At 72.7% G+C, this 23,832-nt stretch carries 16 protein-coding genes and 1 pseudogene; 3 read left to right on the top strand and 14 right to left on the bottom strand.

The annotated features are described in order from the left end of the window. Positions 1-56: 56 nt before the first annotated feature. From ACWC24_RS08320 to ACWC24_RS08265, 12 genes and pseudogenes are all read right to left on the bottom strand, one after another. Positions 57-179: a hypothetical protein gene (locus tag ACWC24_RS08320; RefSeq protein ID WP_450662028.1), complete on the bottom strand. Its 123-nt coding sequence runs from the start codon at positions 177-179 to the stop codon at positions 57-59. Between the two features lie 83 nt (positions 180-262). Further along, on the bottom strand, positions 263-1,963 hold the full coding sequence (locus tag ACWC24_RS08315; RefSeq protein WP_450662027.1) for a TRAFAC clade GTPase domain-containing protein: 1,701 nt from the start codon (positions 1,961-1,963) through the stop codon (positions 263-265). Continuing rightward, positions 1,963-4,854, bottom strand: a complete 2,892-nt coding sequence (locus ACWC24_RS08310) for a GTPase-associated protein 1-related protein (protein ID WP_450662026.1) — start codon at positions 4,852-4,854, stop codon at positions 1,963-1,965. The genes ACWC24_RS08315 and ACWC24_RS08310 overlap by 1 nt, the downstream gene beginning before the upstream one ends. A gap of 3 nt (positions 4,855-4,857) precedes the next feature. Further along, entirely contained in the window at positions 4,858-6,096 is a 1,239-nt protein-coding gene (locus ACWC24_RS08305; RefSeq protein WP_450662025.1) for a TRAFAC clade GTPase domain-containing protein, read from the bottom strand. A gap of 1 nt (position 6,097) precedes the next feature. Beyond that, positions 6,098-8,290: a hypothetical protein gene (locus tag ACWC24_RS08300; protein WP_450662024.1), complete on the bottom strand. Its 2,193-nt coding sequence runs from the start codon at positions 8,288-8,290 to the stop codon at positions 6,098-6,100. Positions 8,291-8,783: 493 nt separating this feature from the next. Further along, entirely contained in the window at positions 8,784-9,146 is a 363-nt protein-coding gene (locus ACWC24_RS08295) for a hypothetical protein (protein ID WP_450662023.1), read from the bottom strand. Between the two features lie 297 nt (positions 9,147-9,443). Continuing rightward, positions 9,444-10,112 (bottom strand): annotated as a pseudogene (locus ACWC24_RS08290) (hypothetical protein); the annotation flags it as partial. Positions 10,113-10,211: 99 nt separating this feature from the next. After that, positions 10,212-11,447: a nitrate/nitrite transporter gene (locus ACWC24_RS08285; protein ID WP_450662022.1), complete on the bottom strand. Its 1,236-nt coding sequence runs from the start codon at positions 11,445-11,447 to the stop codon at positions 10,212-10,214. Next, positions 11,444-12,172, bottom strand: a complete 729-nt coding sequence (gene narI, locus ACWC24_RS08280; protein ID WP_450662021.1) for a respiratory nitrate reductase subunit gamma — start codon at positions 12,170-12,172, stop codon at positions 11,444-11,446. The genes ACWC24_RS08285 and narI overlap by 4 nt, the downstream gene beginning before the upstream one ends. Beyond that, on the bottom strand, positions 12,169-12,783 hold the full coding sequence (gene narJ, locus ACWC24_RS08275) for a nitrate reductase molybdenum cofactor assembly chaperone (protein ID WP_450662020.1): 615 nt from the start codon (positions 12,781-12,783) through the stop codon (positions 12,169-12,171). The genes narI and narJ overlap by 4 nt, the downstream gene beginning before the upstream one ends. Further along, on the bottom strand, positions 12,780-14,537 hold the full coding sequence (narH, locus tag ACWC24_RS08270; protein ID WP_450662019.1) for a nitrate reductase subunit beta: 1,758 nt from the start codon (positions 14,535-14,537) through the stop codon (positions 12,780-12,782). Before narH ends, narJ begins: the two co-directional genes overlap by 4 nt. Position 14,538: 1 nt before the next feature. Then, positions 14,539-18,216 carry a nitrate reductase subunit alpha gene (locus ACWC24_RS08265; RefSeq protein ID WP_450662177.1) on the bottom strand — a complete coding sequence of 1,226 codons (3,678 nt, stop codon included), beginning with the start codon at positions 18,214-18,216 and terminating at the stop codon, positions 14,539-14,541. Positions 18,217-18,487: 271 nt separating this feature from the next. Here ACWC24_RS08265 and ACWC24_RS08260 point away from each other — a divergent pair, with 271 nt between their 5' ends. Together ACWC24_RS08260 and ACWC24_RS08255 are read left to right on the top strand one after the other, a co-directional pair. Next, the gene (locus tag ACWC24_RS08260; RefSeq protein WP_450662018.1) at positions 18,488-19,846 is read left to right on the top strand and encodes a protein kinase domain-containing protein; all 1,359 of its coding nucleotides are present in this window, start codon (positions 18,488-18,490) and stop codon (positions 19,844-19,846) included. A 262-nt stretch (positions 19,847-20,108) separates the two neighbouring features. Beyond that, on the top strand, positions 20,109-20,303 hold the full coding sequence (locus ACWC24_RS08255; protein ID WP_450662017.1) for a DUF5999 family protein: 195 nt from the start codon (positions 20,109-20,111) through the stop codon (positions 20,301-20,303). Positions 20,304-20,324: 21 nt separating this feature from the next. On the opposite strand, the gene ACWC24_RS08250 is transcribed toward ACWC24_RS08255, so the two are convergent. Further along, positions 20,325-20,723, bottom strand: a complete 399-nt coding sequence (locus ACWC24_RS08250; RefSeq protein ID WP_450662016.1) for a RidA family protein — start codon at positions 20,721-20,723, stop codon at positions 20,325-20,327. Beyond that, positions 20,720-22,084, bottom strand: a complete 1,365-nt coding sequence (locus ACWC24_RS08245) for an acyl-CoA dehydrogenase family protein (RefSeq protein WP_450662015.1) — start codon at positions 22,082-22,084, stop codon at positions 20,720-20,722. The genes ACWC24_RS08250 and ACWC24_RS08245 overlap by 4 nt, the downstream gene beginning before the upstream one ends. Before the next feature lie 137 nt (positions 22,085-22,221). Here ACWC24_RS08245 and ACWC24_RS08240 point away from each other — a divergent pair, with 137 nt between their 5' ends. Further along, a complete protein-coding gene (locus ACWC24_RS08240; protein ID WP_450662014.1) occupies positions 22,222-23,823 on the top strand; it encodes an AMP-binding protein in 1,602 nt (533 codons plus the stop codon). Positions 23,824-23,832 lie beyond the last annotated feature (9 nt).

Genomic DNA, 23,832 nt, shown 5'->3' with positions numbered 1-23,832 from the left:
TGGTGTCCCCCCTCAGGTCAGAATCGATCAGCCGCGTGCGGGGCGCCGGACGCCGGTCAGCCCTTCATCGCGAGCACCGCGGCGGACAGGACCACCACGACGGCGACCGCCGCCGAGAGCCCGAACAGACCGAGCAGCATCCGACGCTGCCACGCCACATGGGTGGGCACCCGTGCCATGCCGTATCCCCCGTGTTTCCCCGCCGCGCGACACCCGCTTCACACGCGCCGCTGTCGACGATACCCGCCTCCTCGAGCCGTCGTCAGGAGCTTTCGGCAACGCCCGGATCCGTGGTCGGACGAGGCGGAATCCGACCGGATGCCACCGGTCGGCGCATCTTTCGAGGGCGCAGTCCGCTCCTTCCGAGCAGCCAGAGCACCGGCTCCGCCGCACGTCGCCGTTCGCCCGCGCGAGCCGACGTGCCGACCGCGTCCCAGGCGCTGAGGGAGGTGAACAGACTGGCTCCGAAATCGTGTTCAAGACCCCGTACGAGGTTCTCCAGCCCGACCACCCGCAGCCAGGCCGCCACGTCCTCGTCCAACGTCGGCAGGGATCCCAGATCGAGCAGGACGTCCCGCTTGGTCACCACCACGGCCACCGGCGTACGGCGTCGCCGCCCCGACATCGCGGCCAGCTCCCCGGTGAGCCGGTCGTAGGTGTCCATCGGACTCTCTCCGGCGGGGGAGGCGCCGGCTGCCCGGCCGCGCTCGTCGGGGGTGAGGCGCGCGGTCACCGCGGGGTCGGCCAGCACGTCCACGACCAGCAGGACGGCGTCGGCGTGGGCGAGGTACTCCTGTTCACGCAGCCGCTGCGCGGACTCGATGTTCTCACCGCGCGGGTCGTACAGGTACAGCAGCCGTCTGCGGCGCCGCCCGCGCACATCCAGCATGACCGCCGTCGGCAGGACCGCGGTCGTCTTCGCCGGCACCCCGCCGGACGCCAGCCGGGAGGCACCGTGCTCGTACTCCCGCCGGTCCTCGTCCCGCGCCCAGCGCACCGACAGCTCGCCCGCCGCCGCCCGGCCGAAGAGCCCGGTGACCATGGCCTGCACCAGCATGGTCTTGCCGGCCGACGTGCCGCCGATCAGCGGTACGTGGACCAGCCGGGCCGAGCCCAGTCCGTCCGGCAGCGGCAGTGAGCACACCGGGCACTCGGCGTCGAGCCGGTGCCGTCCGGTGAGGAAGCCGGTGGGCAGCCGCTGCTCGCAGCCGCAGACCCGGCGCAGCACGCCGTAACCACCGGGCCGCAGCGCGCGGTGCGCGGCGCGGCAGCGCGGACAGCGGTAGACGGGCAGCGCCACCGAGCGGTAGCAGCCGGGGTGTGGGCACTTCATCCGGATCCGCCCCACGGTCAGCCGCGCGCCGTCCAGCCCGCGCACGGCCAGCACCGCCAGCGTCAGCCCCAGGCAGACGGCGGCGGCGAGCGTGCCGAACACCACCAGCGTCACCACGGCGGTGACGGCGGCCGCGAGCGTGCCCAGCAGGGCACCCGCGGCCACCCCGAAGACGAACGTCCGCCGGAAGAACACCTCTCCCGAGCCCCGCAGTTGGTACGGAGTGCGGTACGGCGACCACAGCCTCATCAGCCGGTCGCGCACCCACACGTCCACGGCCCGCCGCCACAGCTCCACCAGCCCGGCCCGGGCCGCCACGACCACGTCCACCCAGGCCTGCCCCGCCCAGTAGGACCGGTACGCCGGCTGCGCACCGCCCGGCGGCAGCAGTCGCGGATCGGCGGCCCCGGACGTCCAGGGACCGACGGCCCGGCCGGTGGAGGCGACGAACCGGACGTACGCCACCGGCGCCGAACGCAGCAGGTTGTAGACCACGACCGGCGTCTGCAGCACGAGCAGCACGAGGAGGACGGACGCCCACCACGGGCCGGAGAACAGGGCGGCGAGGTGTTCGTCGGCGTTCTCGGAGGTCACCCCGGACAGCGGGCCGTCCTCGGTGGTCACGTTCATCAGACCTCCTCCGCTTCCCCTCGCGAGTGCGCCGTGCCCGGGTCGATCTCGAGGCCGGTCCGGGACGGACGTACGGCGCCGGCCGCCCTGTCGGCGCGCCGCCGCGCCCAGCGGCGGCCCAGCCCCGGCCGGTACCAGCGCCGCCACCGGTCGGCCCAGGAGGCGCCGGCCTCGGTGAGGTGGGTCTCGGCGTCGGCGAGCACCGTGTCCGGCAGCTTGCGCACCGTGGGCCGCAGGAACTCCTCGAGGAGCCGCAGCCGGACCCGGTCCCAGGCCGGGTACAGGCCTTCGAAGCTGTTCCAGGCGACGAAACAGACCGCCAGGTGCAGCGGGTGGCGCCGCAGCCGGTCGGCCGCGAGGGGTCCCTTCGCCTCCGCCTCGTAGGTCGCCAGCAGCGCCTCGTCCCCGGAGCGCGCCAGCTGCTCCAGTTCGTCCGCCATCAGGGTGCCCGCGACGCTCGCCCGTCCCGGGTCCGGGGAGGAGCGTCCGACCAGGAGCCGCGCGGCGAGATTGCGGGCCAGTCGGCGCTCGAGGCCGTCCGCCAGCGGCCGGGCCCGGTCGCGCAGCGCGACCGCGTAGGCGGTGAAGCCGGGCTCGACCTCGCCTGCGCGGATGTCCTCGGCGTGGATCAGCAGGTTCAGCGCGTCACTCAGCCGTGGGTCGGCGGGCCCGCTTCCCTGCAACTGCGCCTGCAGCAGTCCACGGGCGAGCTCGGGCGCCTCCGGGTCGGTGGGGTCGGCCACGAGCGCGGCCCGGGCCAGTGGGGCGTCCAGACCGCTCGCCTCCAGCAGGGCCGACGGGACGGTGCGCAGCAGCATCAGGGCGTCGCAGGTACTGGGCGGCCCGGCGGGCCACGCCAGCCGGAAGGCGGTGAGCAGCGCGGACGGATCCGCAGTCTCGGGCTGTCCCGCGTCCCGCGTGAGCCGGTTCATCAGCTGCAGTCCGGTCTCCGTCCCGCCGTACCACCGCCCCGCGGCGGCGACCACCCGCAGATGCGGATACGCGGTCGGGTCGGCCGTGTCCAGCGCTCCGGAAAGCCGTGCGAGCACGGGCACCACCGGCCCGGGATCACCCGCCAGCGCCACGTCGTTGAGCCGGTCCAGCAACGCTGCCAGCACCGCGTCGACGCCCCGACCGGCCAGGACGGCGGCCACCTCCTCGGGGGTGGGGCCGGGCGAGGCGGTGCGCTCGTCCGTCGTCCGAGGCGTGGTGGTGCTCTCGTACGGCGTCCCGGAGTCTCCTTCGCCGGCCGGCGTGCCGAAGCTCTGGGCGCCCGCGGCTCGTGGGCCGGAAGTCTGCGCTCCGGCGTGCCCCGTCCGGGCAGCCCGGGCTCCGGTGGCGTGTGCGCCGAAGGCTCCGCCGGCGGCGTGGGCCAGGAGGTGGTCGGCCAGGCGGGCACCGGGCGCGGGAGGTGGCGGGTGACCGCCGAGGTCTGTGCCCAGAAGACTGCTCAGCCGCAGCAGGTCGAGGAGGTGTCCGGGCGCTGCGGCCGGGTCGGCGAGCCGGGTGGCCAGACGGGGGCCCAGCGTGCGGGCGAGTTCCGCGCGCGCCCCGGGGGACAGCGCGGCGGCGAGGCCGTCCGGCACGGTGCCGCGGCCGTCGGCGACCTCGTGCACGACGGCACGGGCCAGCGGCTCGGTGACCTCCTGAGGCCAGTGGGCGGCAAGCGTGTCCAGCAGCGTGGGCAGCAGTTCCTCCACGGTGCCGTCCGGAGCGCTCGGGAAGCCGGTCGTGACGGGTTCGGGACGGTCGGGACCCTGCGCCACGGCGCCGGAAGGGCGGTCGGGGGTACGGGCCTCGGTGCCGCCCCCCTCGCCGGGTAAGCCCTCCACGGCACCGACGGGATCGCCGAGGGCACTGGTCACGGTGTCGCCGTCGTCCAGCAGCGCCGTCACGAAACGCTGCCAGAAGGCCGGATCGTGACGGTGGGCGTGCTCCAGGGCCCACCGGGCGCCGGTCGCACGGCCGGACGCGTCCAGGGCGATGCCCTCGTGCAGCGCCCGGGCGGCCAGCGTCTGCGCGTCGAAGGGCGCTTCATCGGCGGCGCGGGCCAGCAGGCCGGGCCGGCCGGCGAGCCAGACCCGGGCGGCCACGGCAGCCCACGGATCGGGGCGTGGCACGGACGAGGTGCCGCCCAGGCAGTGGTGGACGCGGAACTGATGGCTCAGATCGGTCGAGGCGTAGCCGAACTCGGCGTCGACCGGCACGCCCACGACGCGCTGATCGGCGAGGTAGGGGCGACGGGTGTACGTGGTGAAGGTCAGGGCCGCCGCCTCCCGGTACGGGAGGGCCGCGCAGGCCAGGGCCACCCACAGCGCGACCTCCTCGGCACCCTCCTCGATCATGACCAGGGACGGGGACGGGGCTTGCTCCTCGGCGAACAGGCGCCGTACGTCCGCCAGGAACGGGGCCAGTCGTCCGGCCCGCCGCCGCGCGAAGGCGGTGAGCCGCTCCCGGCCGAACCGACCGCCCGGACGCAGCGTCTCCAGCGGGGGCGGGGTCCGGTCCGCCGGAGTGACGGTCCGCCAGTCCGGCGACTCCCACGCCTCGATGGGCAGCATCCTGCCGGGCAGGTTGTCACCCGGCCGCACCAGCAGCGCGTGCGCGTGGAAGTTGCCGTACCGCCCGCTGTAGTCGGTCCCGGTGTAGCGGGTGCGGCTGAGCACACCCGTGCCGTCCGGCAGCAGACTGAAGCCGAACGCTGTCGGAAACGCCGGCAGTTCGGCCTCGGTGGGCCGGTCCGGGGCGCCTCGTGGCGGCTCGTATCCGAGCAGTGGTTCGGCCAGCCGCAGCAGGGCCGCGTCGGTGCCCGGACTGACGGCGGTGAAGCGGAAACCGGAGCCGTCAGGACCGGGTGGGGCCGAGGTGTAGTGCAGTTGACGGAGCGTCATCGCTCATTGTCCCTTCCGGGCCGCACGGTCCTGCCGGACCGGAAGCAGCCCGCGCAGTCCGAGCAGCCACAGCAGTGGATCCTCGACGCGCAACGGCCGGGGGCCGGCCTTGGGGGCGTCGGAGGGGGCGTCGGCGGGCGGTGGCGCGCCGAGCGCCGAGAGGCAGAAGAGGGAGAACTGCGCGAAGTCGCGCTCCAGCTGGCGGTACAGCACCCCGCCGTCCCACTCCTCCAGCAGCGCCCGCGTCTCCTGGTGGACCGCGATCCGGTCCGACTCGTCCAGTCTCCCGCCGGGCCGCTCGGCGGGACGCGCCAGACGTGAGCCGTGCGGCAGCCACGTCCGCAGCATGTCGCTCTTGGTGACCACGACGGCCAGGGGTGTGGTCACCCGCCCCTTCCCCTCGCCCCGATTGCGGCTGCGCAGCTGGGCGGCGAGGTCGGCGGCGACCTGCTCGGGGGCGGTCTCGACCGTCGGCAACCGACCTTCCATGTCCGGCAGTTGTTCGCGAACGGAGCGCAGCTGCAAGGGGTCCACCAGGAGGATGACCCCGTCGGCGGCGGCCAGGTAGGCGGTGTAGCGGTCCATGGCCTCGGCGTCCGCCAGGTCCTCGCCGGCCGCGTCGAAGAAGACCAGGGCGGTGTGCCGGCTGCCGTCGCGCCCCAGCGCGAGCGAGCCGTGCCGTGGGGTGCTGAGCCTGAAGATCAGCGGGTCGTTGAAGCGCATGGCGGCCGGCTGGGTGGGGCCGGGCAGCAGCAGCCGGTGGTAGAGGTCGTCCTCCATGGCCCGGTAGCGCTGCTGGGTGGCGGCGCCCATGCTGGCCAGCGAGGCCGCGAACTCACGGCCCACCCGGTTGCGCAGCTCGTGGGCGAGCACGCTGACATAGGTGCTCTTGCCCGCGCTCTTGGGGCCGATCAGCGCGATGATCCGGCTGCTCTGGCCACAGTAGTCGCTGGGCAGATCGTTGTGACAGGTGAGGCAGACCCGCACCGGCGACTCCACCCCGCAGGCTGGGCAGGGGGCGCGTCCGCGGCCGGTGCGCAGTCCGCGCGGCGGGTCGAAGCAGGGGCCGCGCAGCGCGGCAGGGCCGCCGACCGACACCCCGGTGAACGCGGCCCAGGCGGTGTCCGGTTCGGGCGAACAGGCGCTCGCCCCGCGCAGTCCCGTCCGTGCCATCAGACAGCGGTACGCCAGCCGGGAGTCGCGTTCGGACTTGAAGCAGTAGGGGCAGACGATTCTCGTCATGTCAGCGCACCACCAGCGTCTCGGGCGGAGGATGGTTCAACTGCGCTGCCGGGGCGCCCGCGCCGAGCAGGAAGCCGCGCAGCAGATAGGGGCGGGCACGGTCGCGCAGGTCGATCTCGGTGTGCACCGGCTGTCCGGCGGCGAGCAGGTCGCCGGGGAGCCGCAGTTCCTCGGTGCCGTGCCGTGGGTCGAGCGGCGGTACGCTCTCGCGGCCCACCAGGAGGAAGTCCGGACACTCCATCAAATCCGTTACGGAGCGAGCCAGTTCGGCCTGCACTTCGACGGTACGGCGGGCACCGGCCCGCCAGCCCGGTTTCACCAGCCGGTAGGACAGCCGGATCCGGGGTGGCACACGGAGGTGTCCTGCGCCGGAGAGCACGAACTCCGCGTCGCCCGCGGCCACCGGGGTCACCACGATGTCGACCGCCTCGCCACTCACCGGAAAGGTGAAGCCGTCGCGCAGGTAGGCGCTGCGGGTCAGCAGCCGCTCCTCGGCCACCGCACCCTGCCGCCAGCCGACGACGACCGCGAGAGCCGGGTCGGGCCAGTCGAAGCCGAGCCGGACCAGGTCGTCGGGGGCGCGTTCGGCCGTCATGCCGCGCACCGGTGTCTGCGCCTCGACCAGCAGACCGGTGCCGGTGACGGCCCGGCCGCCGAACACGGTCACCGCGACGATACGCATCGAGGTCCCCGCCGCAGGACTGACCAGGTGGGAGTCCAGCGGTGGGGCCGGCGGCGCGACGGCGAAGCCGTCCGGCAGGTCGGTGCCCGGCGCGGGCGGCGGCCCGGTCCACGGCACCAACAGCACCTCGCCCCGTGGCGGCGGGGTCCAGGACAGCCGTACCGGGCCGGCCTGCGAGCAGAGTCCACCGGCCAGGTCGGTGACGGGCTGCGGCCATTCCTCGACCACCGCGGATGCCTCCACGCCTGGCGAGGCGAGGGTCCGGCCGTCCGGCGCCCGGTACTCGCAGCGAACCCGGTAGGCATGGCGTCCCGGTACCGGCCCCAGATCCTCGAACCCTTCCTGACGGGAACTCAACTCCGTCGTCACACCGGCGTGTTCGCGTACGACACGGATCGCGGTCGAGGCCGCCGAAGCCCGCCATGTGCCCGTCACCCCGGACCGTGCCGTGACCAGTTCGAGGTCGGCCACGTCCGGCGCGACCGGCGTCTGCGCGCTCGTCCGTGCCCGCCCCACCGGCCGCTCCGCCACCACAGGAAGCACTCCGTACCGCACGGTGCTGCCCGGAACGGCGTTCCGGTCGACGATCCGGGTCGCCGTGACAGGCGGTCCGAGGTCGGCGTACTTCTCCGACCGCCCGACCGGATACCTGACCACCCGGTAGCGCACCGGCCGACCGCTCTGCGCGGAGGCAGGATCCCAGGCGACCGTGACCCCTTCGAGGGTCACCTCGGTCCGCACCGGCATCGGCGCCGCGCTTCCGGAGTGCCCCGCCGTTCCGGCCTCCACGGCGCTCTCCGCCTCCGCCGCTCGCAACAGAGCGACCAGCGCCCGGGGTTCGTCGACGGCGTGCCGGGCCGCGCGCAGGGCGATGGTGGCGGACCGACGGTGTTCCCCGGCACGCAGGAGCGCCTCCGCGAGGGCCAGGTCTTCGTCGGTGCGATCACGCAGGACGGTCACGGCGGCGCGCAGCGCGCGGAGTTCATGGTCGGCGACGACGCCGGACAGTCGGGCCGTGTACTGCTCGGCACGGCGCAGGCGGCCTTCGCCCAGCGCCTCCTGGAGACCTTCGGCCGCCTCACGGTCGAGTCGGCCGGCCGACGTGAGACACGCGGTGACGGCGTCGGCCAGTTCCGCCGCCTCGGCCTCGTCCACGCCCAAGTCGGTCGCCGCACGGGCGCGGATGCCCTCGGGGTGTTCCTGGAGCAGCAGGACCAGTTCGTGGACGACGACACGGCGCAGCCCCATGGGGTCCCGGTCGAGGATCTCCCCGGCGCGGTCCAGCAGCGCTTGGGCGGACGTCCGTCGCTCGGCGTCCTCGCTTCGCCAGTGCCCGTGCTGCTTGCGCAGGTACGCCCGGTCGACGCGCAGCCAGGTCATGCCCCGCTGCCGGTACCAGAGCCCGTCGAGCACTTTGAACCCCGGCCGCGCACCCCAGGCGCCCAGCAACTCGGCGGTGTGCCGGAAGCCCAGGCCCCGTAAGGCCGCCGCCCAGGCACCGTGGTCCGTCATGCCCGGAGTCAACGGAAGTTCCGGGGGCGTCCACCCGTCCCCCCGCCGCTTCCTCCACCCCCCGTGATCCGGCAATCCCGCGTCCCCCCTGCCGTACGTCCCCGTCGTCCGCCGCGACACATCGCACCCGGCGGTCAAAACGGGGTCGGAGAGTCCATTGCAGCAGAATCCGCCCTTCTGCACCCCGTCTTTGCCCGCGCCCGTACGCGGTGGGAGTCTCCCCCGACGCCTGCCCCGGAGGAACGGGCCGGGGGCGCGGCTTCCGGTCGTCCTTCGTCCCGGGGCATGGAGCGGTACGGCATGCGACCGGGCGGGCGCCGGTCGGAACAGCGGCCCCGCCGCCTTGGTGGGGGCGGACTCGCGCCGGCCTCGCACCCGGGCGCTGTTCGAGGCCTGCCCGCGCCGCGGCCATGCCCGCCGGTGAGGACCAGCGGGTACGGGGAGCCGAGGTCGAGGATGTCGACGAGCAGACGCTCGTGGAGCGGAGTGAGCTTCACGCCGCGGTCGCGTCGGTCGGACCGCTGCGGGGCAGCTCCGGGAAGGCGTCCTCCCAGGCCTCTCGGATGTAGGGGCTGACCAGGCGGCGCAGCACAGGCCGCTGTTCGCTCAGCAACCGGTGGTGGAGGTAGGTCGCCAGATCGTCGTGCAGGCCCTCGGCGAGAACGGTCCGACAGAGGGTCATGCGGGACTTCGGACGGTCCAGGCTGTAGCTCGTCCGTCCGGACCAGACGATGTGCAACGGCAGGTCGACGGTGCCCTCGACAGGCCCGGCCAGCTCCTGCAGGTGCTCGGGCAGCCGACTGCGGTATCGGTCTCGCAGCACCTCCACGCGGGTGGCGGGTGGCATCGCGTCCATGCGTCCAGTATCACTGGCGGGACGGAGAGGCGTGGCGGATACAGCACTCTCCTAACGCATGCGGGATCGTGCGCCACTCGCTGTGGTCGTGGCCCTCACCGACCACTGGGACGGCGCCCGCCACCCGACCAGGAGATGTCCGAGCGGTGCTCGCCACATCGTCCTCCAGGCGGTGACGGGCTGCGGAATCCAGCCTGGAGCAGGGTCCGTCGGGCCCTGCACCGGACACGTCGAGCCGGTCCACGCCAAGGCGGACCGATGAGTACGACCGCGGCTACGCCACCACGGACAGCGCGGGGAAACACCGAGCTTGCCCTCGTCCAGCAGAATGGCGGTGGCCTTGCCGATGGCGAAGCGGCAGCCGTCGAGTTCACGACGCTCGTCGACGAGCCTGTCCTCGTGCAGCTGCTCGAGCAGCTCCGTGATGCGCTCGATCGCCTGCCGGCGCTTCTGGTCGGCATGCGCGCTCATCCCGACCGCCACGGCCATGAGGACGAGCGGTGCTGCCACCGTGAGCGCCGCGCTGCCGGCGACCGCGACACCGCCGGTTGCACCGGCCCCACCGGCTGCGCCCGCCGGTGCCACCGTACCGACCGGCACGTAGGTCGCGCCGGCGACGATTTTGCCCGCCGAGTCCACAAAGGGACCCCGGACGCCACCGGCTACCCCCTTCGCCGCCATCGAGCGAACGGTGCCCTGCCCGACCTGCGCCGCCACCTTCGCCGGAATCACCATGCGATACAGGGCTTCGCCGCCCCCGGCCGCCGTGGCGGAGCCCCGCGCCGACTGCGTGATGAGCTGCGACAGGTGCTGTGCCAAGGGACTCGCGGCATCGGGGGGAATGCCCCGGCCGCGGTCGAGCTTGTCGGGCAGCGGGTGTGCCTCAAGCGTGGCGATCGGCTCGTCGGCCAAGGCGGCCAGCACGCCGCGCAGTTCGGCCAGGCGCTCAGCCGCAGCGGTCCCCACGTGAACATTTCCGCGCTCACCGGAGTTCCGCCGCCCCCTGTCGGACCCGCGTTCGCGGGGGTCCGGCAGGGGGCGGCGCCATTTCGGGGGGCTTCGGGCTCAGGCGGTCTCGTGTTCGATGCGGTCCCGGCCCACTTCGCGCATGCGCCCGAAGGAATAGACGCAGCCGGCCAGGGCGAGGTCGGAGAGCAGCATGAAGCCGATGGCGTAGGAGCCCTTGGCGCTGTAGACGGCGCCCATGACCAGGGGCGGGACGAAGCCGCCGAGTCCGCCCATCGCGCCGACGATTCCGGTGACGCTGCCGACCTTCGGCGGCGGGGTGACCCGCGCGACCATCGCGAACACGCTGCCGCTGGTGGTGCCGAGGCCGGCCGCCATCACGAGGAGCAGGACCGTTCCGCCCGGGACGAGCTGGGGCTCGAAGGCCTGACACACCGCCAGGACCCCCACGAGGCCGAGCGCCCAGGAGGTGACGACGGCCGGGTGGCTGCGGTCGGAGAGCCAGCCGCCGATCGGACGGAAGATCACGGTGACGAGCGCGAAACCGGCCGCCCGCGTTCCGGCGTCGGTGGCCGACAGGTCGTACCAGGTCTTGAGGTACGTGGGCAGGTAGACGCCGAACGCGACGATGCCGCCGAACCCGATCGCGTACAGGGCCGCGAGCTCCCAGGTGACCCGCAGACGCCCGGCGTCGCCCAGTCGCTTGCCCAGCGAGGTGGTGGGGACGACGCGGTCGGGACGGTCGGAGAGGAGGAAGAACTCCACGACGGCCATGACGGCCAGGGCGATGGCCAGCACCACGAACGGCAGGCTCTCGCCGTGCTTGTAGATACGGGGGGTGAAGTAGCCGGAGAGGGCGACGCCGCCCATGCCCGCGCCGAAGACGCCGACGGCGAATCCCCGGCGCTCGGGCGGGAACCAGGAGTTGACCAGGGGGACGCCGATCGCGAAGGTCGTGCCGGCCATGCCGAGGACGAATCCGACGACGAGGAGGCCCGCGTAGGAGTCCTTCACGACGATCAGCAGCAGGACGGGCACGATGGTCAGCGCGCTGACGAGCGGGAACATGATCTTCGCGCCGAGGCGGTCGGTGAGCGCGCCGACGGGCACCCGTCCGAGCGAGCCCACGAGTACGGGGACGGCGACCATCAGCGACTTCTCGAAGGAGCTCAGCGAGAGCTTCTCGCCGAGGGTCGTCGCGAGCGGTGAGATGAGGTTCCACGCCCAGAAGGAGATGGCGAACCCGATCGTGGCGACGACCAGGTTGCGGTAGGCGGCGCCGGGCACCGCGGCGCTCTCGGCGGTCCGGGGGGTCCGGGTGGTCCGGGCGGTCACTGCACACGCTCCCATCCGGGCCGCTCGGCACGGGTGCCGAGCTGACCGCGTTCGCGGCTGCGGTAGACGATGTAGGGGCGGAAGAGGTAGGGCACGGGGGCGCTGAACATATGGATCAGCCGGGTATAGGGGACGAGGGCGATGAGCACGCACCCGACGACGATGTGGATCTGGTAGGTGACCGGCACGCCGTGCATCCGCGCGTAGTCCGGATGCAGGGTGAAGACACTGCGCAGCCAGGGGGAGATGGTGGTGCGGTAGTCGTAGCCGTGGCCTCCCGCGTGCGTGAGTTTGGCGATCATGCCCAGCAGGATCGCGGCGAGCAGCACGACGTACATGAGCTTGTCGTTGCGGGTGGTGGCGAGGAAGACCGGCCCGTTGGTGCGGCGGCGGTAGACCAGCAGCGCGATGCCGGCGACGGTGGCGAGGCCCGCGAGCGTGCCCGTGTAGAGGGACAGGTAGTGGTACGCGGCCTCGCTCACCCCGAGCGCGCTGGTCCAGGAGTCGGGGACGAACAGTCCGACGAGGTGACCGGCGAGGACGAAGAGGATGCCGTAGTGGAACACCGGCGAGGCGATCCGCAGCAGTCGGGACTCGTAGAGCTGCGAGGAGCGGGTCGTCCAGCCGAACTTGTCGTAGCGGTAGCGCCAGATGGTCCCGCCGACGAGCAGGACGATCGTGATGTACGGCATGGCTGTCCACAGGAGACTGTCGGCGAGGCTCATCGGGAGACGACCTCCAGCAGCGGGGTGCCGAACGGGGCGAGCCCCACGTCCTCGCGCGGCGGCCCGTTGCGGGCCATGGCCTGGGCGGCGGCGCGGTCGCGGGGGGAGGCACCGGGCAGGGTGGCGACGAGGGCCTGGAGGACGCCGACCCAGGGCGACTGGGCCTCTACGAGGGCGAAGCGCAGCAGTTCCAGCGCCGGGCGGTGCTCGCGCAGGAGGGTGTCGGTGCCGGTGAGGGCGCAGAACTCGCAGACGGCCGGGAGGAAGTCGGGGAGTTCGCCGGTGTCCGCGTACTCCCAGCCGTGCTCCCGGTAGATCTCCTTGAAGCGCACCAGGGACCGGCCGCGGCGACGGGTGTCGCCGTCGGTCCACCAGGTGAGGTACAGACAGCGGCGGCCGGTGAAGTCGAAGGTCCGGACGTAGTCCTGCCGGAGCCGGTCGGGGTCCGTGCCGCCCGCGTGGTCGAGGAACGCGCACAACTCGCGTCTGCCCGGTCCGGGTTGTTCGTCCAGAGCCGCGCGCAGGACGCTCAGCCCGGCGTGGAACTCGCCGTCGGGGTAGACCAGGCAGCGGGCGGCCGCCGCGTGGATCACGGCGTGCGGGCTGGTCATCTCTCCTCCTCGTCGTGCTTCTCGTTCTCGTCGTTCTCGGCTGAGGGTGGGGCGGTGCCGGGGCCGCCGGGCCTTTCCGGCCTTTCGGGGAACAGTCCGGCGGGGTGGCCCAGGCCGTCCCAGTTGAGGAGGTTGACGCGACTGCGGGCGGGGTCGGCGGGCGCGTCGGCGCTCTGGCGGTCGCGCAGGACGTGGAAGTTCTCCACGGACATCGGCGGCATCCCGCCGGACCCTTCGCCGTAGGGGCCGGAGCCGCCCATGCCGGGCCCGCCCGCGTAGTCGAGGCTGCACTCGTCGGGCAGCACGGACTCCTCCAGCCGTCGGGCGTCGCCGACGGCTGCGGTGGGGATCACGTACCGCTCGTCGTACTTGGCGAGGGCCAGCAGCCGGTACATCGCGTACATCTCGTCCCCGGACATGCCGACCGAGCGGGCGATCTCCTCGTCGACCGGGGCCGGGCCCGAGGGCTCGCCGGCGAGCAGCCCGGGGCGCATCGCGCCGCGCATGGCCGCGAGCTTCTCCAGCGAGGCCCGTACCGGAGCGATGTCGCCGGCGGTGAACAGTTCGGCCAGGTACTCCAGGGGGATGCGCAGGGTGTCGATCGCGCCGAAGAGGTTGCCGGCGTCCTCGCCGTCGAAGCCGGTCTCGGTGAGGGCCTCGACGACCGGGGAGAGCGGCGGGATGTACCAGACCATCGGCATGGTGCGGTACTCCGGATGGAGCGGCAGCGCCACCTTGTACTTGCTGATGAGCGCGTGCACGGGTGAGCGGCGGGCCGCGTCGATCCAGTCCTGGGCGATGCCGGCGCGTTCGGCCTCCCGGCGTACGCCGGGGTCCTCGGGGTCCAGGAACACGCCGAGCTGGGCCTCGTACAGGTCTGTGTCGTCGGGGGCGGAGGCCGCTTCCAGGACCTTGTCGGCGTCGTAGAGCATGACGCCGAGATAGCGCAGCCGTCCGACGCAGGTCTCGGAACAGACGGTGGGCAGGCCGACTTCGAGGCGCGGGTAGCACAGCGTGCACTTCTCGGCCTTGCCGGTGCGGTGGTTGAAGTAGACCTTCTTGTACGGGCAGCCGGTCACGCACATGCGCCAGCCCCGGCACTGGTCCTGGTCGACCAGCACGATGCCGTCCTCCTGGCGCTTGTACATCGCGCCGGACGGGCAGGAGGCGACGCAGGACGGGTTCAGACAGTGTTCGCAGATCCGCGGCAGATAGAGCATGAAGGTCTGCTCGAAGGCGAACCTGACCTTCTCCGACGCCTGTTCACGGACCTTCGCCACCATCGGGTCGAGCGCGCCGTGCTCACTGACGCCACCGAGGTTGTCGTCCCAGTTGGCGCTCCACTCGATCTTGAAGGGCTTTCCGCTGAGGAGCGAGCGCGGCGCGGCGACGGGGATGTCGTCCCCGAGGGGGGCGTCGACGAGGTTGGCGTACTCGTACGTCCACGGCTCGTAGTAGTCGCTGATGTTGGGCAGTTTGGGGTTGGAGAAGATGTGGGCGAGTTTGGAGAACCTGCCGCCGCCCTTCAGCTTCAGCCGGCCGCGCTTGTTGAGTTCCCAGCCGCCCTTCCAGGTCTCCTGGTCCTCGTAGCGGCGCGGGTATCCCTGTCCGGGGCGGGTCTCGACATTGTTGAACCACACGTACTCGACACCGCCGCGGTTGGTCCACGCCTGTTTGCAGGTGACGGAACAGGTGTGGCAGCCGATGCACTTGTCGAGGTTCATGACCATCGCGATCTGCGCCATGACGCGCATGTCAGTACTCCACCGGTTCGGTGCGGCGCCGGATGACCGTGATCTCGTCGCGCTGATTGCCGGGCGGGCCCAGGTAGTTGAAGGCCCAGCTCAACTGCGCGTATCCGCCGATGAGATGGGACGGTTTGAGCAGAAGTCGGGTGAGGGAGTTGTGGGTGCCGCCGCGCTTGCCCGTCGTCTGCGTCTTGGGGGTGGCGACCACGCGGTCCTGCGCGTGGTGCATGTACACCGTGCCCCGCGGCATGCGGTGACTGACGACCGCGCGCGCCGCGACGACGCCGTTGCGGTTGACCGCCTCGATCCAGTCGTTGTCGCGTACGCCGATCGCCTCGGCGTCCTGCGGGGACATCCAGATGTTCTGGCCGCCGCGGGAGAGCGACAGCATGAGGAGGTTGTCCTGGTACTCGGAGTGGATGGACCACTTGCTGTGCGGGGTGAGGTAGCGGACCGTCACCTCGGCCCGGCCGTCGCCCCCGGTGGAGACCCTGTCCCCGAAGAGGCGGCGCATGTCCAGCGGCGGCCGGTAGACGGGCAGCGCCTCGCCGAGTTCGTGGATCCAGTCGTGGTCGAGGAAGAAGTGCTGGCGGCCGGTGAGGGTGTGCCAGGGCTTGGCGTGCTCGGTGTTGAGGGTGAAGGCGGTGTAGCGGCGTCCGCCCGACTCGCTGCCGGACCACTCCGGGGAGGTGATGACCGGCACGGGCGCCGCCTGGGTGTCGGCGTACGTGATCCGCTTGCCCTCGTGCTCGGCGGCGAGGTGGGCCATCGGCTGTCCGGTGCGGCGCTCCAGGGTGTGGAAGCCCTGGGTGGCGAGGTGGCCGTTGGTGGTGCCGGACAGGGCGAGGATCGTGTTCGCCGCCTTGACGGCGGTGTCGAGGAGCGGCCGTCCCAGCGCCGGGCCGGCCAGCCGCAGGCCGTTCCGGTCGGCGAGCAGCCGCACCTCTTCCGCCACGTCGAAGGCGATGCCCTTGACCGGCAGGCCCAGCTTCTCCGCCAGCGGGCCGAGGGTGGCCATCTTCTCGCCGACGGCACCGTAGTCCCGCTCCACGACGGTCAGTTGGGGCATGGTCTTGCCCGGTACCGGCTCGCACTCGCCCTTGCGCCAGTCCAGGGCGACGCCCCCGGGCTGCGCCGTCTCGCCCGGGGTGTCGTGCTGGAGGGCGGTGGCGACGAGGTCGCGGCGCACTCCCAGGTGCTTCGCCGCCATCGCGGAGAAGGCCTGGGCGAGGGCGTGGAAGGCGGCGAAGTCGGTGCGGGCCTGCCAGGGCGGGTCGACGGCCGGGGTGAAGGAGTGCACGTAGGGGTGCATGTCCGTGCTGGACAGGTCGTGCTTCTCGTACCAGGTCGCGGCCGGCAGGACGATGTCCGACATGAGGGTGGATGACGTCATGCGGAAGTCCAGTGACAGCAGCAGGTCGAGCTTCCCCTCGGGCGCCTTCTCGTGCCAGCGCACGTCGCGCGGCCGCTCCTCGGGCCCGGCCTCCTCGGCCCCGAGCGAGGAGGTGGTGCCGAGCAGGTGCTTCTGGAAGTACTCGGTGCCCTTCGCCGACGAGCCGAGGAGATTGGCCCGCCACAGCGTCACGATCCGGGGCCAGTTGGCGGGAGCATCCGGATCCTCTCCGGCGAATCCCAGCTTTCCGGCGCGGAGTTGGTTCACCGCGTACCCGACCGGGTCCTCCTCGCCCGCCTCGTCGCACAGGTCGAGCGGGTTGCGGTCGAACGTCGGGTAGGAGGGCATCCATCCCGAACGGGACGCCTGGGCGAGGCAGTCGGCGGCCGTCATCCCGGCGAAGGCCCCGCTGCCGAGCGGGGAGGCGAGCGTGTCGGCCCGGTAGTGGTCGTAACGCCACTGGTCGGTGTTCAGGAACCAGTAGGCGGTGCCGATCGCCTGGCGCGGCGGGCGCGACCAGTCGGACGCGGCGGCGAGGGTGGCCCAGCCGGTCACCGGGCGGCACTTCTCCTGGCCGACGTAGTGCGCCCAGCCGCCGCCGTTGCGGCCCTGGCAGCCGGTGAGCTGGAGCAGGGCGAGGAAGGCCCGGTAGATCGTCTCGGAGTGGAACCAGTGGTTCGTGCCGGCACCCATGAGGATCATGCAGCGGCCCCGGGACCGCTCGGCGGTGTCCGCGAACTCCCGCGCGGTACGGACGGCCGCCGCGGCCGGGACGGAGGTGTGGACCTCCTGCCAGGCGGGCGTGCAGGGGACGGAGGCGTCGTCGTACCCCGTCGGCCAGGTGCCGGGCAGTCCGGGGCGGCCGACGCCGTACTGGGCGAGCAGCAGGTCGTAGACGGTCGTCACCAGGTGATCGCCGACGCGGACGGCGGGGACACCGGCGGTACGGACCGCCCCGCTGCCCTGGCCGTGCGGCCCGCCGTCGGTGTCGAAGCGGGGCAGCAGCACCTCGGTCGGGACGGCTTCGTCGTGTGCGTGCAGGGAGAGCCGGGGCTCCAGGTCACCCAGTTCGAGATTCCAGCGGCCCTCGCCCGACTCGGTCCAGCGGAAGCCGAGCGACCCGCCGGGGACCTCCGGCCGGCCGGTCCGGTCGTCGAGGACGACCGTCTTCCACTCCGCGCCCTCCGCGGTGTCGCCGAGGTCGGAGGCGCGCAGGAACTTGTCCGGGACGTGCCCGCCGTCGCGTTCCCGCAGGGTGACGAGGAACGGCAGGTCGGTGAAGCGCCGGACGTAGTCGGTGAAGAACGGCACCTGCCGGTCGACGAAGAACTCCTTGAGCACGACATGGCCCATCGCGAGGGCCAGCGCTCCGTCGGTGCCGGGGTGGGGGTGCAGCCACTCGTCGGCGAACTTCGTGTTGTCGGCGTAGTCCGGGGACACGACCACGACCTTCTGGCCGCGGTAGCGCGCCTCGGCCATCCAGTGCGCGTCCGGGGTGCGGGTGACCGGGACGTTGGTGCCCCACATCATCAGGTACGCGGCGTCCCACCAGTCCCCCGACTCGGGGACGTCCGTCTGGTCGCCGAAGACCTGCGGGGAGGCGACCGGCAGATCGGCGTACCAGTCGTAGAACGACAGCATGGGGGCGCCGATGAGCGAGTGGAACCGGGCGCCGGCGGCGTGCGAGACCATCGACATCGCGGGGATCGGCGAGAAGCCCGCGATGCGGTCGGGCCCGTGGGTCTTGATGGTGTGCACGTGCGCGGCGGCGGCCAGCTCCACCGCCTCGTCCCAGCTCGCCCGCACCAGACCGCCCTTGCCGCGCGCCTGCTGGTAGCGGCGGCGGCGCTCGGGGTCGGCCTGGAGGTCGGCCCACGCGGTGACGGGGTCGCCGGTGCGCGCCCTCGCCTCCCGGTACATCTCCAGGAGCACGCCGCGGACGTACGGGTAGCGCACCCGGGTCGGCGAGTACGTGTACCAGGAGAAGGCGGCCCCGCGCGGGCAGCCGCGCGGCTCGTACTCGGGGCGGTCCGGGCCGACGCTCGGGTAGTCCGTCTCCTGGGTCTCCCAGGTGATGATGCCGTCCTTGACGTACACCTTCCACCGGCAGGAACCGGTGCAGTTGACGCCGTGCGTGGAGCGCACGACCTTGTCGTGGCTCCACCGGTCCCGGTAGAAGACGTCGCCGCCGCGCCCGCCCTCCTTGGAGAGGGTCCGCAGGTCGGCGGAGGTCTCGCCCCGTCGGAAGAACCTCCCGGTACGCAGCAGCAGCTCACTGGCGGTGCCGTCCATCCCGCTCGTACCTCGGGCCTCTGTCGCGGGCACGGGTGCTCCTCTCGGCCGGCTTCACCTCAGGGCACCATCGGCGGGCTGGGGGCGCATGTGCGGGGGGCTGAAAGGGTGATCACGGCGTGGACCGGTCCTGCGGGGCCGCCCCCGTAAGCCGGTCATCGGCGTGACAGGCGGAAGTCATCCGATGTCCGATCCGACCATTTTCGGGACCCTGTCGGAACAATTGATCAATTTCGCCTGGGCATGGGCGACTCGTGCCATGATCGGCGCCGTGGGGGACACATGGGGACCTGGAACGGTGCTGGCCGGTGGCCGCTACCGGATCGACGCGAGACTCGGCAGCGGCGGCATGGCCGAGGTCTTTCGGGCCTACGACACGAAGTTGGCCCGCGCGGTCGCGCTCAAGGTGATGTCGGCCGACCTGTCGCTGGACGACGGGTATCCGGCCCGGTTCCGGCGTGAGGCCCAGGCCATGGCCGCCCTCAGCCACCCGCAGGTGGTGGCGGTCCACGACATGGGGGACGAACCCGTCCCGTACATCGTGATGGAACTCGTCGAGGGCCGCAGCCTCGCCGATCTGCTGACCGCGCGGCGCCGGCTGCCGGTGCCCCAGGCCCTCGATCTCGCCTCGCAGGTGCTGGCCGGGCTCGCCGCGGCCCATGCGCACGGACTGGTCCACCGCGACATCAAGCCGGGGAACGTACTGCTGGCGGCGGACAGCACCGCGAAGGTGGCGGACTTCGGCATCGCGCGGGCCGCCGAGGGGACCGGGACCGTCCTCACCCAGACCGGCCTGATGATCGGTACCCCGCACTTCATGTCGCCCGAGCAGGTGCTCGGCCGCTCCGACATCGACCACCGCTCCGATCTCTACTCGGTCGGCGTGATGCTGTTCCAGATGCTCACCGGCCGACTTCCCTTCGAGGCGGACTCCGGCTACTCGATCGGCTATCTGCACCTCACCGCCCCGCCGCCCACCCTCGCCTCCCTGGGCATCGCGGCGGGCCCGATGGTGGAGGCCGTCCTGGCCCGCGCACTGGCGAAGGAACCGGCCCTGCGCCACCCGGACGCGGAGTCGATGCGCGTGGCGCTGAGGGAACCCGTTCCGACACCGCCGCCACGACAGCCCGCCTTCGGGCCTCCTCCACGTCCTGCCTTCGGGCCACCGCGACAGCCCGGTTTCGGTCCACCGCAACAGTCCGCCTTCGGTCCACCGCAGCCGACCACGTTCGGCCCGTCGCAACAGCCCACGTTCGGCCCGTCGCAACAGCCCACGTTCGGTCCATTGCCGCAGCCCACGTTCGTGCCCCCGCAACCGCCTCGGCCCCCGGGGAGCAGGGCCCCCCGAGGCCCGGTGTCCCGGGTCTGCCGACTGGTCCTCGCCTTTGCGCTCCTCCCTTTCATGGGGCTGATGATTTCGCAGATGGACAGCCAGAAGAGCAGCAAATGGGTCCTGGGGATCGGGCTCCTGGTCTCACCGGTGCTGGGACTGTGGCTGTCGTGCTCGGCCGTCACCCGGCGCGGCGGGCGGCTGAACAAGGGGGTCAAGATCTCGGCGACCGTCGGAATCGTCTTTTACGGGGCACTGCTGCTCATCCTTCTGATCGGCACCGTGAACGACCTCTCCTGACCTGGAACGCCTCCTGGGGCGAAGCCCGGAGAGGGCGCTCAACCGGTCCGGGGCCCTGGGGCGGGGATCGTCCCGCCTTCGGTGGCGAGTCGGCACCGGCCGTCTCGGGGGCGTCCGTCTCGAGGGCGTCCGAGAGTTGTCCTGGTGCTGTCACGCTTCGCGGCGCGCTGTTCCGATCGGTGCGCCGCGCGCGCATGGTCTTCTCAGGCGAGGGCGACGACAGCGCCGCCGACACTCCTCGCGTCCCAGGTGGAGGTGCACCATGTGTTCACACCGGTCCTCGTGCCCGTCCGCGGACGCCGCCGTCCCGCACATCGTCTCGGCCCGTCCCGAGCAGGGCTGGAGCCTGCTGTGCAACGGCGCGATCGTCTTCGACGACGGCGGCGAACTGCTCCCCGACGGCAGCGTGATCGCCCCCCACCGGGTGTTCGCCGACGACCTGACCGTGGCGGCCTGAACCTCGTAGCCCCGCGAGGCCCTACGCCAGCACGGCGAAGCCGTCGAGTTCGACCAGCGCCTGTTCGTCCCACAGGCGCACGGCGCCGACGACCGCCATCGCCGGGTAGTCGCGTCCGGCCAACCGCCTCCAGACGCGCCCGAGTTCGTGGGCTCGGGCACGGTAGTCGGCGAGGTCCGTGGTGTACACGGTGACCCGGGCCAGATCGGCGGGGGTGCCGCCGACCGCCTTGAGCGCGGTCAGCAGGTTGGTGAGGGCCCGCTCGAACTGCTCGGGCAGGTCTGCGCCGACGACCGCGCCGCTCGGGTCCAGCGCGGTCTGGCCGGCCAGGAACACCAGGCGCGACCCGGTGGCGACGACGGCGTGCGAGAAGCCGGTCGGCGGGGACAGTTCGGGCGGGTTGACGCGCTCGGCGGTCACTGCGCCTCCAGTCGGTCGTACAACTCCTTGGCGATGATGCCCCGTTGGACCTCGCTCGCGCCCTCGTAGACGCGCGGGGCACGCACCTCGCGGTAGAGGTGCTCCAGCAGGTGGCCGCGCTCCAGCGCCCGCGCGCCGTGCAGTTGGACGGCCGTGTCGACGACGTACTGGGCGGTCTCGGTGGCGAGCAGCTTCGCCATCGCGGCGTGCCGGGGGATGTCGGGTGCGCCGTCGTCGTACGCCGTCGCCGCCGCGTACACCATCAGGCGGGCCGCCTCCGTGCGCAGCGCCATCTCGGCGACCTGGTGGGCGACGGCCTGAAGGTCCCTCAGTTTGCCGCCGAAGGCGTCCCGTCGGGCCGTGTGCAGCAGGGTCGCGTCCAGGGCGGCCTGGGCCATGCCGACGGCGAAGGCGCCGACGCTGGGCCGGAACAGGTTGAGGGTGCCCATGGCGACCCGGAAGCCGCGGTCGGTCCCGCCGAGCACGTCGTCCGCGGTGACGGGTACGGCGTCGAAGTCGAGGGCGCCGATGGCGTGCGGGGAGAGCATGTCCAGGGCGGTGCCGGTGAGTCCGGGGCGGTCGGCGGGGACGAGGAACGCGGTCACGCCGCGGGCGCCCGCGCCGGGGGTGGTGCGGGCGAAGACGGTGTAGAAGTCGGCTTCGGGGGCGTTGGAGATCCAGCACTTCTCACCGGTGAGCCGCCAGCCGGAGGGGCCGTCGGGCTCGGCGGTGAGCGATGCGCCCTCCCGAGCGCCGCCGCCGGAGGCGGCCACCGCGCCCGTCCCGTCCGGTGCCACCCGCACGGCCGACCCCACCGCACCCGTCCCGAACGGTGCCGCCCGGAAGTTCGACGCCCCCGCAGCCGTCCCGTCCGGTTCCGCCCGCAGGGCCGGCGCCATGACGTCCGTCCCGTCCGGCTCCACCCGTACGGCCGACCCCACCGCGGCCGCCCCGACCGGTTCCGCCCGCAGGGCCAGCGCCGCCGCGTCCGAGCCCGCCCCCGGCTCGCTCAGCGCGAACGCGGCCACCGCGCTGCCGTCGGCCACCCGGGGCAGCCAGCGCTTGCGCTGGGCGGGGGTGCCGTGGGCGTGCACCGGGTGGGCGCCCAGGCCCTGGAGGGCGAGGGCCGTCTCGGCCTCGGTGCAGGCGTACGCCAGGGATTCCCGCAGCAGACAGAGGTCGAGCGCGCCGGCGGTGAACAGGCGGGCCAGCAGGCCCAGTCGGCCGAGCTCCGCGACGAGCGGCCGGTTGACGCGTCCCGGCTCGCCCCGGTCGGCGATCGGGCGCAGCCGTTCGGCGGCCAGGGCGCGCAGTTCGGCACAGCGGACGATATGTTCCGGTTCGAGCGAGAATGCGGGCATCGCCGGTCCTCTCTCCTGACCTGTACGGCCACTCCCACCCCCGACGGTATCGCGTACCGTTGACTGTCGTCACCAAGGCGATACGCTCGTTGCGCGAGCCCACACGACGCCCACGACGGCAAGGGGGCGAACCGCCCATGGCCGGCCCGATCCACTCCGCGCACGTCGACACCTTCGCGCGCGACCACCTCCCGCCGCCCGAGCAGTGGCCCGAGCTCCGCTTCGACCTGCCGGAGCTGTGCTACCCCGAACGGCTGAACTGCGCCGCCGAGCTCCTGGAGAGCGCCGACCCCGACCGCCCGGTGTTCCACACGCCCTCGGCCGGGACGTGGACCTACGGGGAGCTGCGCGCCCGGGTGGACCGGCTCGCCCATCTGCTCACCGGTGACCTCGGCGTCGTCCCGGGCAACCGCGTCCTGCTGCGCGGCCCCACCACGCCGTGGCTGGCCGCCTGCTGGCTGGCGGTGCTGAAGGCGGGCGCGGTCGCCGTCACGGTGCTGGACCGGCAGCGCCCGCACGAGCTGCGCACGATGTGCGAGATCGCGCGGGTCCGGCACGCGCTGTGCGACATCCGGGCCGTCGACGACCTGGCCAAGGCCGAGGTACCCGGCCTGCGGATCACGACGTACGGTGGCGACGGGCTCGACGACCTGCTCAACCGCCCGGCGCCCGCCACCCCGTACCGGGCCGTGGACACGGCGGCCGACGACGTCGCGCTGATCGCCTTCACCTCCGGCACCACCGGCCGCCCCAAGGGTTGCATGCACTTCCACCGGGACGTCCTGGCCGTCGCGGACACCTTCTCCCGGCAGATCCTCCAGCCGCGGCCGGACGACGTCTTCGCGGGCAGTCCCCCGCTCGGCTTCACCTTCGGGCTCGGCGGTCTCGTGGTCTTCCCGATGCGGGCCGGCGCCAGCGCCCTGCTGCTCGAACAGGCCGCACCCCGGGAGCTGCTGCCCGCGATCGCCGAGCACCGGGTCTCCGTGCTGTTCACCGCGCCGACCGCTTACCGCGCGATGCTCGCCGAGCTGGACGGTCACGACGTGTCGTCGCTGCGCCGCTGTGTCTCGGCGGGCGAGAACCTGCCCGCGGCCACCTGGCGGGCCTGGCACGAGCGGACCGGGCTGCGGCTCATCAACGGCATCGGCGCCACCGAGCTGCTGCACATCTTCATCTCGGCCGCGGACGAGCACATCCGGCCCGGCACCACCGGGGTGCCCGTGCCGGGCTGGCACGCGCGCGTACAGGACGAGAGCGGAAACCCGGTCCTCGACGGGGAACCCGGTCTGCTGGCGGTGCGCGGTCCGGTCGGCTGCCGCTATCTCGCCGACCCGCGGCAGCGGGAGTACGTGCGCGACGGCTGGAACATCACCGGCGACACCTACGTGCGCGACCCCGACGGCTACTTCCGCTATGTCGCCCGCGCCGACGACATGATCATCTCGGCCGGGTACAACATCGCAGGACCGGAGGTCGAGGACGCGCTGCTGCGCCATCCGGACGTCGTCGAGGCCGCGGTGGTCGGGCGGCCCGACGAGGCGCGCGGGCAGGTCGTGGTGGCGTACGCCGTGCTGCGGGAGGGCGCGCGGGCGGACGCGGAGGCACTGCGCGCCTTCGTCAGGGAGGAACTGGCCCCGTACAAGTGCCCGCGCGAGTTCGTCTTCCTGGACGCGCTGCCGCGCACGGCGACCGGCAAGCTCCAGCGCTTCCGTCTGCGTACCGACGGTGACCAGCAGTGATGCACCCGC

The sequence above is a fragment of the Streptomyces sp. NPDC001443 genome (genome assembly GCF_053597355.1).
Note: the sequence above shows the minus strand (reverse complement) of the source record. Positions and strands in the feature narration are given on the sequence as shown.

Bases quoted from the DNA above. Each gene is read 5' to 3' on its own strand.
- ACWC24_RS08315 (WP_450662027.1), bottom strand. From the start codon at position 1,963: ATGAACGTGACCACCGAGGACGGCCCGCTGTCCGGGGTGACCTCCGAG.
- ACWC24_RS08320 (WP_450662028.1), bottom strand. From the start codon at position 179: ATGGCACGGGTGCCCACCCATGTGGCGTGGCAGCGTCGGATGCTGCTC.
- ACWC24_RS08255 (WP_450662017.1), top strand. From the start codon at position 20,109: ATGTGTTCACACCGGTCCTCGTGCCCGTCCGCGGACGCCGCCGTCCCG.
- narJ (WP_450662020.1), bottom strand. From the start codon at position 12,783: ATGACCAGCCCGCACGCCGTGATCCACGCGGCGGCCGCCCGCTGCCTG.
- ACWC24_RS08245 (WP_450662015.1), bottom strand. From the start codon at position 22,084: ATGCCCGCATTCTCGCTCGAACCGGAACATATCGTCCGCTGTGCCGAA.
- ACWC24_RS08300 (WP_450662024.1), bottom strand. From the start codon at position 8,290: ATGACGGACCACGGTGCCTGGGCGGCGGCCTTACGGGGCCTGGGCTTC.
- narH (WP_450662019.1), bottom strand. From the start codon at position 14,537: ATGCGCGTCATGGCGCAGATCGCGATGGTCATGAACCTCGACAAGTGC.
- ACWC24_RS08295 (WP_450662023.1), bottom strand. From the start codon at position 9,146: ATGGACGCGATGCCACCCGCCACCCGCGTGGAGGTGCTGCGAGACCGA.
- ACWC24_RS08305 (WP_450662025.1), bottom strand. From the start codon at position 6,096: ATGACGAGAATCGTCTGCCCCTACTGCTTCAAGTCCGAACGCGACTCC.
- narI (WP_450662021.1), bottom strand. From the start codon at position 12,172: ATGAGCCTCGCCGACAGTCTCCTGTGGACAGCCATGCCGTACATCACG.
- ACWC24_RS08240 (WP_450662014.1), top strand. From the start codon at position 22,222: ATGGCCGGCCCGATCCACTCCGCGCACGTCGACACCTTCGCGCGCGAC.
- ACWC24_RS08310 (WP_450662026.1), bottom strand. From the start codon at position 4,854: ATGACGCTCCGTCAACTGCACTACACCTCGGCCCCACCCGGTCCTGAC.
- ACWC24_RS08265 (WP_450662177.1), bottom strand. From the start codon at position 18,216: ATGGACGGCACCGCCAGTGAGCTGCTGCTGCGTACCGGGAGGTTCTTC.